Origin of the sequence: Fibrobacter sp., assembly GCF_045112255.1 — a bacterium.
Taxonomy (GTDB): Bacteria; Fibrobacterota; Fibrobacteria; order Fibrobacterales; family Fibrobacteraceae; genus Fibrobacter.
The window spans coordinates 1-17,396 of record NZ_JBGUHR010000003.1 but is presented as its reverse complement, the minus strand read 5'-3'; the positions used below and the strand labels follow the sequence as shown (position 1 = coordinate 17,396).

General features: G+C 49.6%; 15 protein-coding genes. 7 read left to right on the top strand and 8 right to left on the bottom strand.

Features of this window, described 5'->3' with window-relative positions; genetic code table 11:
- Nucleotide 1: 1 nt before the first annotated feature.
- The 4 genes from ACJMM9_RS00180 to ACJMM9_RS00165 are packed head-to-tail and all read right to left on the bottom strand — an operon-like array spanning nucleotide 2 to nucleotide 3,492.
- Nucleotides 2-1,063 carry an NAD(P)H-dependent oxidoreductase subunit E gene (locus tag ACJMM9_RS00180; protein ID WP_405322735.1) on the bottom strand — a complete coding sequence of 354 codons (1,062 nt, stop codon included), beginning with the start codon at nucleotides 1,061-1,063 and terminating at the stop codon, nucleotides 2-4.
- Nucleotides 1,060-2,253 (bottom strand): NADH-quinone oxidoreductase subunit D, encoded by a 1,194-nt coding sequence (locus tag ACJMM9_RS00175; RefSeq protein ID WP_405322733.1) that lies wholly within the window; start codon nucleotides 2,251-2,253, stop codon nucleotides 1,060-1,062. The genes ACJMM9_RS00180 and ACJMM9_RS00175 overlap by 4 nt, the downstream gene beginning before the upstream one ends.
- On the bottom strand, nucleotides 2,250-2,852 hold the full coding sequence (locus tag ACJMM9_RS00170; protein ID WP_405322731.1) for an NADH-quinone oxidoreductase subunit C: 603 nt from the start codon (nucleotides 2,850-2,852) through the stop codon (nucleotides 2,250-2,252). The genes ACJMM9_RS00175 and ACJMM9_RS00170 overlap by 4 nt, the downstream gene beginning before the upstream one ends.
- 4 nt (nucleotides 2,853-2,856) lie before the next feature.
- Nucleotides 2,857-3,492: an NADH-quinone oxidoreductase subunit B gene (locus tag ACJMM9_RS00165; protein WP_088639065.1), complete on the bottom strand. Its 636-nt coding sequence runs from the start codon at nucleotides 3,490-3,492 to the stop codon at nucleotides 2,857-2,859.
- Nucleotides 3,493-3,775: 283 nt separating this feature from the next.
- Here ACJMM9_RS00165 and ACJMM9_RS00160 point away from each other — a divergent pair, with 283 nt between their 5' ends.
- From ACJMM9_RS00160 to ACJMM9_RS00145, 4 genes are all read left to right on the top strand, one after another.
- Nucleotides 3,776-4,615 carry a TIGR02147 family protein gene (locus ACJMM9_RS00160; RefSeq protein WP_405322729.1) on the top strand — a complete coding sequence of 280 codons (840 nt, stop codon included), beginning with the start codon at nucleotides 3,776-3,778 and terminating at the stop codon, nucleotides 4,613-4,615.
- Entirely contained in the window at nucleotides 4,612-6,075 is a 1,464-nt protein-coding gene (locus ACJMM9_RS00155) for a carboxypeptidase-like regulatory domain-containing protein (RefSeq protein WP_405322727.1), read from the top strand. The genes ACJMM9_RS00160 and ACJMM9_RS00155 overlap by 4 nt, the downstream gene beginning before the upstream one ends.
- Nucleotides 6,076-6,271: 196 nt before the next feature.
- Nucleotides 6,272-6,466 (top strand): 4Fe-4S binding protein, encoded by a 195-nt coding sequence (locus tag ACJMM9_RS00150; RefSeq protein ID WP_088639062.1) that lies wholly within the window; start codon nucleotides 6,272-6,274, stop codon nucleotides 6,464-6,466.
- Nucleotides 6,456-7,643, top strand: a complete 1,188-nt coding sequence (locus ACJMM9_RS00145; RefSeq protein ID WP_405322725.1) for an NAD(P)/FAD-dependent oxidoreductase — start codon at nucleotides 6,456-6,458, stop codon at nucleotides 7,641-7,643. Before ACJMM9_RS00150 ends, ACJMM9_RS00145 begins: the two co-directional genes overlap by 11 nt.
- A 77-nt stretch (nucleotides 7,644-7,720) precedes the next feature.
- Here the strand turns inward: ACJMM9_RS00145 and ACJMM9_RS00140 are convergent, their stop codons facing one another.
- Together ACJMM9_RS00140 and ACJMM9_RS00135 are read right to left on the bottom strand one after the other, a co-directional pair.
- Nucleotides 7,721-8,401, bottom strand: coding sequence for a hypothetical protein (locus ACJMM9_RS00140; protein WP_405322723.1), 681 nt, complete (start codon nucleotides 8,399-8,401; stop codon nucleotides 7,721-7,723).
- A gap of 107 nt (nucleotides 8,402-8,508) precedes the next feature.
- Nucleotides 8,509-9,573 carry a branched-chain amino acid aminotransferase gene (locus tag ACJMM9_RS00135; RefSeq protein WP_405322868.1) on the bottom strand — a complete coding sequence of 355 codons (1,065 nt, stop codon included), beginning with the start codon at nucleotides 9,571-9,573 and terminating at the stop codon, nucleotides 8,509-8,511.
- Between the two features lie 238 nt (nucleotides 9,574-9,811).
- On the opposite strand from ACJMM9_RS00135, the gene ACJMM9_RS00130 reads away from it, so the two are divergent.
- The 3 genes from ACJMM9_RS00130 to ACJMM9_RS00120 all read left to right on the top strand — a co-directional run bounded on the left by ACJMM9_RS00130 (nucleotide 9,812) and on the right by ACJMM9_RS00120 (nucleotide 14,484).
- Nucleotides 9,812-10,891 (top strand): DNA cytosine methyltransferase, encoded by a 1,080-nt coding sequence (locus ACJMM9_RS00130; protein WP_405322721.1) that lies wholly within the window; start codon nucleotides 9,812-9,814, stop codon nucleotides 10,889-10,891.
- A gap of 5 nt (nucleotides 10,892-10,896) precedes the next feature.
- Nucleotides 10,897-11,991 carry a restriction endonuclease, SacI family gene (locus ACJMM9_RS00125; RefSeq protein ID WP_405322719.1) on the top strand — a complete coding sequence of 365 codons (1,095 nt, stop codon included), beginning with the start codon at nucleotides 10,897-10,899 and terminating at the stop codon, nucleotides 11,989-11,991.
- A 108-nt stretch (nucleotides 11,992-12,099) separates the two neighbouring features.
- Nucleotides 12,100-14,484, top strand: a complete 2,385-nt coding sequence (locus tag ACJMM9_RS00120) for an HD domain-containing phosphohydrolase (RefSeq protein WP_405322718.1) — start codon at nucleotides 12,100-12,102, stop codon at nucleotides 14,482-14,484.
- Between the two features lie 77 nt (nucleotides 14,485-14,561).
- Here ACJMM9_RS00120 and ACJMM9_RS00115 read toward each other — a convergent pair whose 3' ends face one another.
- Both ACJMM9_RS00115 and ACJMM9_RS00110 read right to left on the bottom strand, forming a co-directional pair.
- The gene (locus ACJMM9_RS00115) at nucleotides 14,562-15,851 is read right to left on the bottom strand and encodes a citrate synthase (protein ID WP_085492011.1); all 1,290 of its coding nucleotides are present in this window, start codon (nucleotides 15,849-15,851) and stop codon (nucleotides 14,562-14,564) included.
- A 31-nt stretch (nucleotides 15,852-15,882) separates the two neighbouring features.
- Nucleotides 15,883-17,178 (bottom strand): aminotransferase class I/II-fold pyridoxal phosphate-dependent enzyme, encoded by a 1,296-nt coding sequence (locus ACJMM9_RS00110; protein WP_405322716.1) that lies wholly within the window; start codon nucleotides 17,176-17,178, stop codon nucleotides 15,883-15,885.
- Nucleotides 17,179-17,396: the final 218 nt, after the last annotated feature.

Below are 17,396 nucleotides of genomic sequence, written 5' to 3'. Positions count from 1 at the left end.
ATTAAACCGCCTTTTGTTCCGGTGCGGGCTTCTGCTTAGTCACAGCAACAGCCGAGGGTTTAGCAACACGTTCACCGGAGGTCGCAATCATACGGTATTCGTCGCCGACCTTTCCGTTCGGGTCCACAAAAGCCTTGTCCTTCACGCCCGGCTCGCCCACGGCGACCCAGTCGTTGCCGTTCTTCTTTTCAACGACAATCTTCGTGAATTCCGGAGCGCCCTTCCAAGTGAGGGTAGCGCCCGTTTCGTCAGCTTCGGACTTGACATTCAAAACCGGAGAAGGAGGAGCGTAGTCAGCCACCTGCGGCTTTGCAATAGCACCCGGAGCGCCCGGATGACCGCAGTGGCCCTTGACCGTACCGCCGAGCACATCGTGCTTCGGGATGTTGTTTTCATGGGCATAGCACCACTTGAGAATGCGGTCGATGCTGTCGGTCGTAAGCTTTGTACCCGGCTTCATCGTGAGCACTTCGCCATCGGCATCCGTTGCGAAGTCGTCGTTCACGAGCATCATCGGGCCGTTACCGCAAGAACCAAGGCATTCCACCTGGAGGACCGTGAAGAGGCCGTCCGGAGTCGTTTCGCCGGTCTTGATGTTCAAAGCCTTTTCCACATAAGCGATAAGGCTCGGAGCGCCCTTGATCGTGCAGCTGATGTTACGGCAGAACTGCAAGAGGAACTTGCCCTTCGGAGCATGGTTGTACATTGTGTAGAACGTAGCAACGCCAAGAGCATGAGCCGGAGCGCAACCGCAGACGTTAGCGGCCCAGCGGATACCTTCGCGCGGCACCCAGCCAAACACGCCCTGCACAAGCCAAAGCACTTCGAGAAGTGCCGCCTGACCGACCGGATAACGGCTGAGCAAATCAGCGCAGCGTTCCTTGATTTCAGGAGTGTTGAGCTTGGCGAGCACTTCAGCCGTAGGCGGCTGCGGCACGGGCTTGTTCACATAGCCAAACTTCTGGCCCGGATCCGGCAATGCATCAATCGGCTGTGCCGGACGGTCGAACTTCAAATGATTGTTCGAGGCAAATTGGACAGCGCCAGTAATATGTTCTCTCATCGGTCAAGTTCTCCAGCAATAATGTTGAGACCCGAAAGCACGGCCATGGAGTCAGCCAAGAGACCGCCTTCGACGAGTTCATGGAATGCAGCAAACTGCGTAAGGCAAGGCGGACGCACCTTGATGCGGTACGGATGGCCAGAGCCGTCAGAAATAATCGTGAAGCCAAGTTCACCGTTAGCGCATTCGGAACCGCAGTAGTATTCACCTTCCGGAACGCGGATGCCTTCGTAAACGCTCTTGAAGCGACCGATAAGACCTTCCATGTCCTGGTAAGCGAGCTTGTGAGCCGGCACGCGGATACGCGGATCGACGATATCGACCGGACCCGGAGCGAGGCGCTTCAAAGCCTGGCGCACAATCTTCACGGATTCTTCAATTTCAGCCAAACGAACCTGCAGACGGTCGTTGCAGTCGCCCTGAGTGCCGACCACGACTTCCCAGTCGTAGGTTTCGTAATCGTAGTACGGTTCGTCCTTGCGGAGGTCAGAGGCAACACCGGAAGCGCGGAGGCAGGGGCCCGTCCAGCCGTAGCTGATGGCCTTTTCAGCAGAAATCTTGCCGATACCCACCGTACGGTCGAGGAAGATGCGGTTTCTGTCCAAGCAGGCATGCAAGTCCTTCAAAGCCTTTTCGGTAGAATTGAGGGCTGCGAGAACGTCCTGTTCAAAGCCAACGTAACTATCGCGGTAAAGACCGCCAATGCGGGCAAAGCTGTTCGTAAGGCGCGCACCCGTGAGCTTTTCCCAGATGCACATGATTTCTTCACGCGGGTTGAAGGCGTACATGAACGGAGTCGTACCGCCCAAGTCCTGGAACGCAGCAGCGACGCACACAAAGTGGTCGTTGATACGGCTAAGTTCGTTCACGATCACGCGAAGGACCTTGGAACGTTCCGGGATTTCAACACCGAACATGTTTTCAACTGCACGGCAGAACGCAATGTTGTTCATGATAGCAGAGCAGTAGTTCAAGCGGTCCGTGTACGGGACAACTTGCTGCCAAGTGCCGCGTTCGACCATCTTTTCGAACCCGCGGTGCAGGTAGCCGATTTCTTCGACAGAGGCAACGATGGTTTCGCCATCCATTGCAGCCAAGAAGCGCAAGCATCCGTGTGTCGCCGGGTGGCTAGGACCTACGTTCAGAGGCATCAAATTCAGCTTTTCGCCATTCGGATCTAGTACGATCATGCCTTGATACTCCCTTCCAAAAATTCATTGTCGTTCGTTTCCACTTCCTTAGAGCGCTGTACGACCTTGTAACCAAGTTCTTCGAGGCGCATTTCCAACTGCGGAAGCAGGTAATCGTTTGTCGAGAGCCACTGGCGCTTCTGGGCCGGGTAATCCTTGCGGAGCGGATGGCCAACAAATTCAACGTGGTTCAACAGGCGGCGGAGGTCCGGATGACCTTCGAAAATCACGCCAAACTGGTCATAGACTTCGCGTTCGTACCAGTTTGCATTGGCATAGAGGTCGCTAATCGTCGGGACCTTGAGGTTTTCTTCGGACACCAGCACCTTAAGACGGATGCGAGTTCCCGGATTCTTCATGCTCTTGAAAGCATAGGAGACCGCAAAGCGCGGGCCTTCGTGATTCGGGTAAGTCAAGTAGTCGATACCGGCAATGTCCACAAGCATATCGAACTTGATGCCGGCTTCTTCCTTGAGGAACTGGACTACGTTATGCAGATAGGGAGCAGCAACGACTGCCGTGATACCCCACTTGTCGAGCGGTTCGCGCTTGACGTCAAACTTTCCTTCAAGGGCGGCGAAGATTTCTTCAACAGTCATTCTTCTACTCCTTCCAGAACTGGGCTTTCTTTACAAGATTTTCTTGCTTTTCTTTCATGAAGTCCTTGATGTCCACGATTTTTTCGTGGGCACAGGCGGCAATGTCGCGCTTTGCTTCGGCAGTCTTTGCCTTGATCATTTCAAGCTGGTCCTTGATGCTTTCGGCGCGCTGCTTCATGAAGGATTCATCCTTGACCTTCTTCTGCAAGTCAAACATGGCATCGAAGAAAGCTTCCGGACGCGGAGGGCAACCACCGATATACACATCCACCGGGATAATGTGGTCGATACCGGGCACCGTGCAGTAGCAGTCATAGAAACCGCCAGAGCTTGCGCATGCACCCATGGCAATGACCCAGCGAGGTTCAGCCATCTGTTCGTAGATGCGCTTTAAAATCGGAGCCTGCTTATAAGTGATTGTACCTGCAACAAGCAGCACATCGGACTGACGCGGCGTAAAACGCACGTATTCAGAACCGATACGTGAAAGGTCATAACGACCCACTTCCGTACTCATGAATTCGATTGCACAACAAGCCGTACCGTAAGGGAACGGCCACAGTGAATTAGAACGCCCCCAGTTGACCAAAAAGTCAAGCGAGGACGTAATGATATTCGGCTTTTCTGCCTCATTACCCATAGGAGTTACCTCATAAAATTCGCGCCTAAAGATAGAAATTTAATAGTAGGAAGTAAGCTGCGGGAAGCAAGATATAAGCGATTGAAAGAGACTTGTCGGTGGAAAGATGTGATTATCAAAGCGTCATTCTGAACGAAACAAAGTGGAGTGAAGAATCCAGTGACAGCGAATCAAACCACGTAAGAAAATTGTAACCATCGAGCCGTTCTGCCAAATATCACATTTCAGGTATTTTCTCAAAAAATGTTCTCACCCTAGTTCTCATAAATATTATATTAGTCTCGTGGAAAACTATATCGACATTTACCAATTTACGCACTTCCGCAAGTACTTGGAAGAATACCAGGCGGCCAGAGTCCAGTCCGACCCGGAATTCACCCGTACCGGAATCTGTAATATGCTCGGCCTTCCCAAGACGCGCAGCTACTTTGCCGATGTTCTCAGAGGGAAAAAGGTCAGCCCCCGCATGACAGCCAAGTTTATCGAAGTCCTCGGCCTCAACAAGAAGGCAGCAAAGTACTTCGAGACCATGGTGAAGCTCGACCAGGCAAAAACCGAAACCGCCCGCAGCGCCGCCATGGAAGAACTGTTGCACCTGCACCCCAATCCGCAACATATCCTCGATTCGAACACCTACGAATACTATAACCATTGGTACCATAGCGCAATGTTTGCTATTCTTGATGCTATGGACGTTACAGATGACTTGACACCGGTGCAAAAGAGAATCTTCCCGAAAATTCCACTAGGGAAGCTCAAGGACTCGCTTGCGCTTCTAGAAAAACTAGGACTCGCCCGCAAGAACGAAGCTGGTTTTTGGAAGCCGACCAAGGAATCCATTTCCAGTGGTCCATACAACAACGCAGAACTCATCAAGCAGTACCAGCTACAGTGTTTTGAACTTTCGAAGCAGGCGCTCATCACGCGCCCCAAGATGCCGACCGTCATGAGCACACTCACGTTCAGCATCTCGAACAACGCCTACAAGAAGCTTGAATCCGAGCTCCAGGATTTCAAAGCCAAGGCAAGACGCATCATCAGCGAAGATAACGAAAAAGCAAGCGGTGTTTACCAGATGAACTTGCACCTGTTCTCTAACCTCGATCCGGAGGTTAAAGCATGATGAACTTTAAGATTATTAATATAGCAGGGATTTTTGCCCTCGCATCGATTTTCTCGGCTTGCTCCGACGAAAACCACGCCGGCGTACTCACGGAAACTGAATCCGGCACGACCATTGCAGGCATCATCATCAACGAAAACGGAACACCCGCTACAAGCGCAAGGGTGGACCTGATTTCGGCAACGCACATTGCCGCCCGCATGGCCCCCATCAAGACCGACACGACAGACGAAGACGGCAAGTACACAATAGACAGCATCCCCGCTGGCGACTACGCCTTGCAGATCAGCAACACGGAACACACGCAGTCCGCCTACATCACGCTCACTGTCGAAGACAACAAGACAAGCACCAAGAATCTCCCGCAAACGAGCCTCGAAGAGAATGCAAGCCTTGAACTCGATCTCAGCACGTACAACCTTGACAAGGGCGACACGCTCTGCATCACGGGTACGCTCAACTGGAGTGCCGTTAGCGAAAAGGATATCAAGGCCGGTTCTATCACGCTTTATGGAATCCCGCCTACAGAATTCACGAACATCATGCTCATCAAGGGTGCAAGCCACGACACAGTGTCGCGGAACGTCAAGTGGGACTTTATACCAGGAGAAAAGCTAGAGGTTTCCTCAACACAGGTCACAATCACCGTACCTGAAGAAGCCTTAAACTCCGCCAAAAAGCTCAATGGCAAAAAAACTCTCGATTCTGTAATCGTACCTGTTTCGCTCAGCACGGACATCAAAAATCCCATTCTCCTGAACAAGGATGGCGACACGCTTGCACTCTACAAGGTTTCAGGCAACAATGACGGTTACCTGACCGTCATCCCGAATTTCGATGTCGGCACATACAAGTTCACAGTCGCATCCAGCGATTCAAGCCTCCCCCCAATGCAAGTCGCCAAGGCTTACACCGAGACAAAAGAGAACTTGCGCGTCACCACGAACGATTTCAACGACAACATTGCCGGTTACAGCACTAGCCTCGGCATTAGTTTCTGGATTCAAGAAGACGGAAGCACCATCAAGAACGTCGATTCCATTTTCCTGAAATCCAACGAGAACGATGTCGTCTACCGCATGAGAACCGGAGACAATCCCGAAGATCTCTGCGTCAACTTCTGCAAAAGATACTCTTCTGACACGACTTACAAGAATAATAAAGCCAATTATTATGTTATCAAGGATTCGTTCTGTCACAAGGCTCTGGACGGCAAGCGCCACCATTTTGCGGTGTTTTTCAAATTGAACCACGTCGTGATCGCAATAGACGGAAAGATCGTTGAAGACAGCGAAATGCAAAACGCCTTCATCTTGTTCCCGGGATTCACCGTCGGAAACCACAAGCTTGAAGACCTGACCGTATTCTCGCTCGGCCCGAACTCCATTGAGCAAGCAAACGACGAAGGCTGGGAACGCCTCCATGCCTGGCTCAACGCTTACTACATCATGCAGAAGTAATAGCAGACGAGAGACGAAAGAACGCCACGATGTGGCTACAGACGAAAGATGTCATGCCCGCCTCCGAGCGGGCATTATTTTCATTGTCATCCTGAGCGAAGTCGAAGGATCTAAAGCTCTCATTATTTAACGAAATACGATTTTTTCTAGCAACTAGTAACTAATAACTAATAACTATTTTTATATATTCTCGCTTATGAAAGTTCTCGTTCACGATAGAGGTGTTTGCCTGGAATGCGCCGGCTGCGTCGGTGTTTGCCCCAAGATGGCGCTAGACATGTACGGTCTAGATTTGCAAATTGATCAGGAAAAATGCATCAAGTGCGGTCTCTGCGCAAAAGCATGCCCCGCAGGCGCCCTCAAAATACAGGAGTTGAACGATGTTCTGTAATAGCGAATATGATGTCGTCGTCATTGGCGCAGGCCCCGGCGGAAGCGTTGCCGCCAGGAATCTTTCCCGTGCAGGCCACAAGGTTCTCCTTCTCGAAAAGCGCGAGAAGATCGGCTATCCCGTGCGTTGCGGCGAAGCAAGTACCAAGCTTGCGGACTTGCAGACTTACGGCCCGATTGACGAGGACTGCATCGAAACGATTATCAACGGACTTTATATTTACGGCCCGAACGGTGTGAATATCGACCTTTCGCAGAAAGGCACGGGCATCATGCTCAACCGCGAAAAGTTCGACCCGTGGCTCGCCCACCTCGCCGCAAACGACGGCGTTGAACTCGTCACTCGCGCCCGTGCAGAATTTGTCGGAGAAGTCGAAAGCGGGACCCGCCTCGTACGCGTGAAGCTCGGCGATGGCGCCGGAGATTCGACTGAAGAAGTCCGCGCCAAGATGGTCATTGCCGCAGACGGAGTCGAAAGCCGCATCGGGCGCCAAGTCGGACTCGATTGCCTCCAAAAGCCCGGATTCACCTGCACAGGCGTTGACATCCAGGTGCAAGGCATCCTCACCAAGCCGGACTATCTCACGTTCTGGCAAGGCCACGACTTTATCAACGACGGTTACATCTGGAGTTTCCCGAAGGTCAAATCCAACGTCACGAACTTCGGCGCCGGATTTTTGATTTCGAACAATCACGGATCAAACGTCCTTGACATCACGATGGAATGGCTGTACAAGCTCTTCCCAGGTGCAAAAATCAATCACGTTGTCGGAGGCGCGATCCCCGTTTCGAGCGTTCTCAAGGATTACACGCTAGACCGCTTTGCCCTCGTTGGCGACGCCGCCCATCACACGAACCCGCTTACAGGTGGCGGCATCGCGGCCGCCATGCGCGCCGGACGGTTCTGTGCCCAGACCGTCCACGAGGGCTTCGAATGCGGCAACTTGAGCAAACAATTCCTCAAGACGTACGAAAGGCGCTGCTACGATTACTTCGGTCGCATGCACGACTTTGAATACAAGTTCCGCAGGTTCCTCCTGAACGTCAACAAGGAAGAACAGACAGAACTCTACAAGGTCCTCCAGAACTTCGCAAAGCACGGCTGCAAAAAGCGCGCCTTCTTGCAAACGCCCGTTTCCTCCGCGAAAATGCTCTACAAGTTCCTCACGTTCAAGTAGTCTGCGCATTCACCGCAAGCATCTAAGCAAAAAGCCCGAGATAAGCTCGAGCTTTGTTGCTATTCTAAAAAGCGATTTTAAACCTGTTCGTTATTATCCTTATTTTCCACCTCAGCAGAGGCTTCTGCAACAGCTTCGTTTTGTTCAGCCGATTTTTTCTTTTTACTCGGTCTATGATCCCAAATAAAGCCAATCAAGCCAAATAAGACAATACCAACAAGAATCGGATTGTTTATGATAAAATTCCAAACATAAGCTCCAACTCCCGGTTCTGTTGCTTGATAGGCAATCAAATCAAACGTATCAGAAGGATCATCGCTAAATGCCAAGCGAACAGAAAGAATCTTTTCCTTAGCAATATCAACTATAATCGTCGCGCAAGACGAATCATCTGCACAAACAGGAACACGACCTTGAAGATCGCCCCATTCCGCCTTTTTGGTCACGTCAACGCGGTTTGTCGTTTTAATGACTTCTTTCAGAATTTCCAAATCAGTCATTTTCTTTATATTCAAGAAAACTTCACCTTCATCGAGCTTTAAGAGTATCCCCTGTTCCGTAAGAACAAAGCCATCTCCGGTATAGGTGTCCTTTTCCATAGCTTCTTTAATTTTCTTTTCGGCAACAGCACCCGTAACAGCACCAACGCCAGCACCGATAAGAGTTCCAAGACCTTTCTTACCGGCATTTGCTGTAGACACCAACAACAGTACCGAAAGCAACAGAAGCAAGACGTTCGTCGATTTGAAAAAACGCATAATTTTCTCCTTTAAAAATGGACCTATAATGTAACAAAAAAAATCCCGCAGCACACGCCACGGGATTCTCGAAATTTAACTAGAAGAGACTCGAAGCCTCTCGTCTACTAAAGATCAACAACTTCAGTCCAGCCGAACGGATCTTCTGCTTCACCGAACTGGATTGCAGTGTACTTGTTGAAAAGTTCAGTGCAAACCGGACCTGGATTCACGCCGTCACCGTAAGTGAATTCCTTGCCAGCGACCGGATCCACAATCTTCTTGATCGGGGTAATCACGGCAGCCGTACCGCATTCAGCCGTTTCGCTGAATTCAGCAAGTTCTTCGAACGGAACCTGGCGACGTTCCACAGTGTAGCCGAGGTATTCAGCCAACTGCTGCAAGCTCTTATTCGTAATAGACGGCAAGATGGATTCGGACTTCGGGGTCACGTAGGTCTTGCCCTTGATGCCGAAGAAGTTTGCCGGACCGCATTCGTCGATATACTTCTTTTCCTTTGCATCGAGGTAAATCGTGCTGGAGTAACCGAGCTTCTTGGCTTCAGCAAGAGACTGGAGGCTAGCAGCGTAGTTGCCACCGACCTTCACCGTACCCGTACCCTGCGGAGCAGCGCGGTCGTAGTTGCGGCTGATCATCATGTCCACCGGCTTGAACCCGTCCTTGAAGTACGGACCCACCGGGCAAACAAACATCATAAGCAAGTATTCGTCAGCCGGCTTCACACCCACTTCAGCGCTCATACCAATGAGGAGCGGACGGATATAGAGCGTAGCACCGTAGCCATACGGCGGAACAAAGCGGGCGTTCAACTTCACAACAGTGTGGACCATTTCGCGGAAAAGTTCAACCGGCGGAACAGCCATCAAAACACGGTTAGCCGTATTCTGCATACGCTTAGCGTTTTCATCGACGCGGAAAATACGGACCTTGCCGTCCTTGCCCGTGTAAGCCTTGAGGCCTTCAAAACCTTCCTGGCCGTAATGCAAGCAAGTAGCGGCCATGTGGATGCTGATGTCCTTGGAAGAAGATACTTCAATCTTGCCCCATTCACCATTGCGGTAGTAGCAGCGAACATTGTAATCGGTATCAGTGTAACCGAAGGGGAGAGTCTTCCAATCGACATTTTTCAAATCAACTTGCATAGTATTAACCTTTTTTGCAAATGTGCATATTTAAAGGTATCATTCGGTACCGCTTGAAAAATACAATTATAAACGCCCTTTTGGCATCCCTTGTACAAAAAAAAGTGAAAAAATGACCGCTAGTTTTTAGTCATCGGTCAATAGCACCCCGTCATCCTGAGGAGCTAGCGACGAAGGATCCAGTCAAGTCTCGGTATAAGACGGGGGAAGCCTCCCCCTCGAGCGGGTGACACGCACTGACATTTCTATTTTTTATATTTGAAAAGGTATGAAAAAAAGTCAAAAGATTGACAAAGAATTGACCGCAATCAGCTTGTTTTCGGGAGCAGGAGGCTTAGATGTCGGCTTTGAATTAGCCGGATTCAACTCCGTTTTTGCAAACGAATTTGACCATGACGCAGCAGAAGCATGGCGACTTAACCGACCTTCAAAATCTCACATAATGGTGGAAGGTGATATAAAAGACCACATTACTGATTTAGACAAATTCAACGATATTGATGTTCTTTTTGGCGGCCCCCCTTGTCAAGGTTTTTCTGTCGCAGGCAAAATGGATCCTAACGACGAGCGATCCCAAATGGTATGGCTATTTATGGAAGCCGTTGGAAAAACGCACCCTAAAGTATTCGTTATGGAAAACGTAGCCGCACTTGGCTTGCTAGACAAATGGGAAAACGTTCGTAAAGGTATTGTAAAGAAAGGGGAAGATCTCGGTTACGAGGTATCATTTAGAGTTCACCATACTTCAGAATACGGTGTTCCAGAAAAACGAGATCGTGTCATCTTTATCGGCGTCCGGAAAGATGTCGGGGCCGTAGATCAGTTCTATAAAAAATTAACCGCATACAAAGCGAAACCACAAACAGCTCGTGAAGTTATCTTATCCGCAGGGAGATTTGGAGAAAAAGATAATCCTCAAACATGTACTGCAAATGTATCCCTTGCAAAAAATCCTGTTATGCGGCGTTCTCCTTACGCAGGAATGTTAGTCAATGGTGCGGGTCGTCCAATTGACTTGGACGACATCGCCCCAACACTTCCAGCATCTATGGGCGGGAACAAGACACCTATTGTTGATGAAATTGCATTACACAACGCAAATATACCCAACTGGTTCAAACAATACCATACAGATTTAATCAACGGAAAGGCGGAACCCACAAAAATCAAAATTCCTGCAACAATCCGCAGATTAACAGTAAAAGAATGCGCTGCAATACAAACATTCCCTGCCGGCTATAAATTCAGTGGCCGAAAGACCAAGCAATACAAACAGATAGGAAACGCGGTCCCATGCCGTTTTGCAGAAGCCGTAGCAAAATCCGTGTATGATGCGTATTGGGGATAACACTAATGGCCATTGACATAGACAAATCAGCAGCGACAAAATTACTTCACGAATCATATAAAGCATGTTCAAACATGCCTATAGTAAATTGTCCCATCAAGGATACTATTGATTTCGTAATGAACGGCAAGAACTGTTTGACATACCGTTATATTATGTTTACCGCTTTGCTTGCTAAAGCTGTTGATTCCAAAATTGACATTTTGTCTTTACAAGCAGGCGACACATCGATTGGCGCATATGACGCTAGATCACTTGCATCAAAAGTTGTTTATCCTTTTCAGAAAAACATTTTGGGAAATGTACTAGACGGAGCCAATAGTGATCCTTTGGTAAATAAACCAGGGCGTTTTTTACGTTTGGATAAATCTAACGCCGCCGCTGGTGGAGATCCAACAAGAGCTCTTGAACGACTATGTGACAATTTACCCAAAGTTCAAGATAGCCTTGAAGCTCGCAAATGTGTAGATTATATCGTTTCAATGTTACTTGATGCAAAAGCAGCTCGCGATTTACAGCAGTCTTTAATTCAAGAAAATTCTAGAAACATGAGCATTTTCCGCGTTCGTGAATTCATGAGCGAATTACTGGATAAGGGATTTGGCGGAGCCGCTCTTGTCATTGTAACGACGGCTCTTTATCATTTGCAATATTCGGATGACGAATACAAAATTTCAGCCCATCCCGTAAACCAATCAGGATCATCCAAAAGACAATTTAGCGATCTTGATGTATTCCGAAATGATTTGCCTTTTATAGCAACAGAATTGAAAGACAAACCGTTTTCATCCTCCGATGTTGACCATGCCGCAGAAACCGCTTACAAGGCACATGCAAAGAGTTTAATGTTTGTTGCCGGACGACAATCAACATTCGCATCACAACCTCCAACATACTTTGACAACGCCCGTAAAAAATACGCCAATAAAGGAATGTATGTTGGTGTTACATCCATAGATGACCTCCTAGATATAATTCTTTCTGCACATATCGACTTAAACGCAACTCACATAATTGAAATTATCGCTAAAACAGCGGAATCAATCGGAGCGTTAGAAGCACAAATGTGGGTGTACAAGCGAATGATTGATAAAAACTAGCTCCCAAAATCCACACATTTCGATTTTTTCCAGTCACTTTTTGTCTAGATAATGATATATTATTAAAGACAGTTTACACATAGGCGTAACAAGAAGGGGAAAAGCGAAATGAAAAATAGGATTTTCGCGTTTAACGACGCTGTCGCTTTTGAAAGGGAGCTAGCCCAGTTTAGCAACTGGTGCAAGGAAAACGGTTCACCAACCGTATTTTTCCAGATTCATTCCGAAGTGCAGGATCCAAAAAAACTAAAATCAGTCTGGAGTATCCTGGAACGCGTTTTCCCCAATGCGCCATGGTTTGGAGGCTCCACTAGCGGAAACATAGCAGACAGCGAAAAAGCCAGTGAAATTTCAGTATCCGCCATCATAATCGAAAGACCGACTACAAAATTCCAAATTTATCAGTACGACTTTTCCAAAAGATCTATCAGCGACATCGCCCAGGAAATTTCAGAAGAGACTCTGCGAACCCCCTGGGTAAAAGCCATCGAAATCTACCACTGCATACCGCCGTTTTCGACGACGCTTCTCTGCGAAGGTCTTGACGCCTTGGCTCCGGACATCCAGATTTTTGGAGGCATCGTCTGCTCCCCCGACATCACAAGCCCCAATTCCTGTATATTTTCCTCAGTAGGTGGATATAGCAAGACGGGCCTTTTAGTCGTGTTCTACGGCGGCAAGGATTTTCATGTTGAATCACGCAAGATCAGCGGTTGGAAGCCCATCGGCCGCAACTTCCACGTCACCCGTTCCCAAGGAAACGTCCTCTACGAGTTGAGCGGCCTCCCCGCTTACGAAGTGTACAACAAATACCTGAACATCCAAAACGACAAGAACTTCTTCTACAATGCGCTTGAGTTCCCGATGCTCTACGAACATAACGGAATTTCCATCGTGCGTTCCGCAGGAGCGAGCAATCCGGACGGGTCGCTCACCATGTCTTCGGATATTGACGAAGGCTCGATTGTCCGCCTGTCGTATGGCGAGCCGCAGTTGATCATTGAGAAAATCAAGGCAGAAAGCGAAAACGCAGAACATTTCGCCCCTGAAGTCCTACACATATTTTCCTGCGCCGCAAGAAAGGCTTTCTGGTCGCAACACGATCCAACTTTTGAACTTGCGTCGTTTAAGGGAATCGCCTCTAACACGGGATTTTTCTCCCATGGAGAATTTTTGCGCGAAAAAGGGCATTTGAACCAGCATAACATCACGCTCGTCATAGCATCGATGCGCGAAGGCCCGATCACAAAACGAGAACACGCCAAAAGCGAAATCATTCCCACAAAAAGAACCACACGTTTGCCACTTGCCGCCCGCATGGCCACGTTCATTCGCGAGACCTCGTTTGAACTGGAACAGATAAACAGCAGATTACGCATAATGAACGAGCACCTGCAAGATGTCGCTACGACAGACAGCTTGACAGGTCTTGAAAACAGGCTCGCATTCGATTCGCTTTTATCAACGATTAGCCAGGAAAGCTCCCAAAAGAACTTATGGACCATGTTCTTGATGGACGTGAACGGCCTCAAATACGCAAACGACACTTTTGGCCACCAAGCAGGCGACGAACTGATCAAAGCTGCGGCCAACGCCATCAAAAAAGCATACGGCGCGAGCGGAAACTGTTTTAGAATCGGAGGCGATGAATTTGCAGTAATCACACATGCTCCGCTGGACTTGCATTTCCACCTGTATTCCGCTTTACAGAATAACATCAAGGAATACAACAAAAAGGCGCTGTACCATTTGTCGATAGCGGTGGGCAAAAGTCGCCTGCATAACGATTCTGGAACGCGCAAGTCCATTAGTGACTGGAAAATGGAAGCCGACTTGAACATGTACCGCGACAAAGTGCGTTACCACAAGCCGGTAAAAAACAGCGACAATCAGAGCCTCAGGGATCTAGTTTCTTGCCTGATTTCAATCGTGGAAGCAAAGGATCCCTTTACAGCCAACCACTCCGAACGAGTGAAAGCTTTCTCGGAACTGATTGCCCGCTCCTTAGGGCTTTCGGAAAGTTCCATATCGTTGATTACGCATGCGGCGCAATTGCACGATATTGGCAAAATGGGAATCAGCGACTACATCCTTGAAAAGCCTGAAAAGCTCACCGACGAAGAGTTCGAAATCATCAAGCAACATCCGGTCATTGGCGCAAAGATTCTAATGCAATCAAACTATACACAAGAACTGGTGCAGATTGTGCTGCATCACCATGAACGTTACGACGGTCGCGGCTACCCGGAAGGTCTCAAGGGCGAAAGCATCCCGATAGGTGCCCGCATAGTAGCCATTGCAGACTCGATAGATGCCATGACGAGCAAGCGAATTTACCGTGACGCCATGTCGCTCGATTACTGCCGCAATGAAATCGAAAAGAATCTGGGCATAATGTACGACCCCGCCATCGGCAAGGTCACACTCGAACACTGGAACGAAATCGTCGATACACTGATGAACATGCGTACCGGCCGCCCCAAAGTGATCTAAATAGCAAAAAGCTCTCGGTTAATCCCGAGAGCAGTTAAAAGGCGACCCCGGCACAGCGGCCGGGGTGACAAATAGCATTATCGTTTGTCGCGATCAATCCAAGCGCGTTCCGTCTTGCCGGTGTAAATCTGGCGCGGACGGTTAATCTTGCTCTGCGGATCGTCGTGCATTTCCTTCCAGTGTGCAATCCAGCCCGGCAAGCGGCCTATCGCGAACATCACCGTAAGCATGTTCGTCGGGATGCCCATAGCGCGGTAGAGAATGCCGGAGTAGAAGTCCACATTCGGGTACAGCTTACGTTCGACAAAGTAATCGTCCTTGAGGGCGGCTTCTTCGAGCTTGATAGCCACATCCAAAAGCGGGTCGTGAACGTGTTCGCGTTCAAAGACCTGGTACATGAGCTTCTTAAGCACCTTGGCGCGCGGGTCGTAGCTCTTGTAAACGCGGTGACCAAAACCAGAAAGACGGAACGGATCGTTCTTGTCCTTGGCCTTTGCCATCACCTGTTCAATCGTCATGCCACTCTGCTGGATGCGGAGAAGCGTTTCGAGCACAGCCTGGTTTGCACCACCGTGGAGCGGACCCCACAAGGCGCAAATGCCGGCGCAGATACTTGCATAAAGGTTAGCCTGAGAGCTACCCACCATTCGAACGGTCGAAGTGGAGCAGTTCTGTTCGTGGTCCGCATGGACAATGAGGAGCGTGTTGAGCGCCTTTTCCATGATCGGATCCGGGTGGTACGGGCGAGCCTTACTGCTGAACATCATATTGAGGAAGTTACTGCAGTAGCTGCGTTCCGCTTCCGGGTACACGAACGGTTCACCGATGCTTGCCTTGTAAGCAAAAGCGGCAATCGTACGGATCTTGGAAATAAGACCAGCGGTCGTGAGTTCAAATGCACTTGCAATGTTTTCGTCGTCGTAAAAACGAGGCGTGAAAAGGCCAACTGCATTCACCACGGACGAGAGAATACCCATCGGGTGAGCTCCCGGCGGCATTTCACGGAAGAAATGCAGCAAGTTCTCGTGCAATAAGGCGTTTTCGGTCAAGAGAGTGCGGAAATGGCTCAACTGTTCCTGATTCGGGAGTTCACCGTAAATCAGGAGCCATGCGGTTTCCGGGAACGTCGCCTTTTCAGCGAGATCTTCGATGGAATAACCGCGATAGCGCAAAATTCCCTTTTCGCCATTGACGTATGTGATGGCACTCTTAGTACTACCGGTATTGAGGTAACCGTAGTCCAGCGTGACCAATCCAGTATCCTTGCGGAGTTTGCTTACATCAAGACCATGTTCGTTTTCAGTACCAGTTACAACGGGAAGTTCATACTTCTTTCCGTCGTAATTCAGTATTGCTGTATCGGACATAAATCCTCCGTTTTGCGCGGCATCGCCGCAGTTAGGCTTTCATCGCTACAACGCAATTATAGATATTTTCGAAGAGCTTGCCGAGCTTTTCGGTCGGGACCGCGCTGAATGCAATGCGGATAAGGCCGGAAAGCATGATCGTGCCCGTGCTGTAATCCTTGATGAGCTTCTGGCGAAGTTCTTCGGCGTCAACGCCCTTCGGCTTGATGCACATAAAGTAACCGCTGTTGCACGGCATCTGTTCAAAGGCATCCTTGTATTCCGGATGAGCAGCGAGAACTTCCTTGATGATGTCGTAGCGCTTCTTGAGCGTTGCATACTTTTCAGCCTTCTGCTGAGCGTATTCGGCGCTCTGGTAAGCAGCGAGCAAAATCTTCTGGCTGATGGACGGAGCGTTAGAGATGTTGCCACGAACCGTACCGGCAGCCTTGTCTTCGAGAGCCTTGAGCTGGGCTTCAGTTGCACCCTTGAAACCGAAGGACATAAAGCCAACGCGGAAGCCCCAAACGTAGTCTTCCTTGGTCGGGCCATCAAGCTTCACGGCGAGGAGGTTTTCGTGAGCGTCCACGAGCTTCACGAAGAGGGATTCCTTCGTCACGCCTTCTTCATAGACGAGTCCAAAGTAAGCGTCATCGAGGAGAGCGACAACCTTGTTACCGGCAGCGGCACATTCCGTGAGGATCTTTGCGATTTCGACAGCTTCCTTTTCGGTAGCAGTGTAACCCGTCGGGTTGTTCGGGAAGTTGAGGAGAACGACCTTCTTATCGGACTTGCTTGCAGCGAGGGCAGCCTTCAAGGCTTCCGTGTCAAAGCCACCGTTCTTGAAGGTGTTGAAAGTCTTGATCTTTGCGCCACGGGCGTTTTCGAACACGAGTTCGTAGTTGTCCCAGTAGAGGTCCGGGATGATGACTTCGTCGCCAGCGTCGAGGAACATGTAACCGGCGCAGCTGATAGCGTGCGTCAAAGCGGCCGTCACGACCGGATTGCTGAAGTTCTTGGAAGCAAGCGTCGGGTTCTTCTTCACGACCTGGGCCTTCCATTCCTTGCGGAGGTCCGGATTACCGAAGCTCGGAGCATAGAGGAAGGACTGCTTCGGGAGATTGAGGGACTTGAGAACGCAGTCCAAAACGAGCGGAGAACCGTCGTCTTCGAGAGCTGTACCGATAGTCGCATTGATGTCGGAGCCCTTGGCTTCGGCACCCTGGCCAAGAATACCCTTGCGCGGGAAGAAAATGGCCTTGCCCTGTTCAGAGAGCATGTCAAGAACGCAGCAACCGTTAGCGGAGAGTTCTGCATTCAAAGCTTGAGCGAGAGGATTGTAGTTCATTCTCAATATCCTGTTTTGAAATTTCCGCGGGGCAATTTAGAAAAATTGCAAGCCCCCCGCAAGATTAAAAGGACATCAAAAAAGAATTAATAATGGCTCTTCGCCAAAAATTCTTTTTGAAAAATATGAATGTACGTCATGCGGGCGGGGCCCCAGCTCGGAGTTGACGCCTACGGCGTCAGCGGCTTCACTCGGTTATGCCGGTCTGCAAGCAGCCC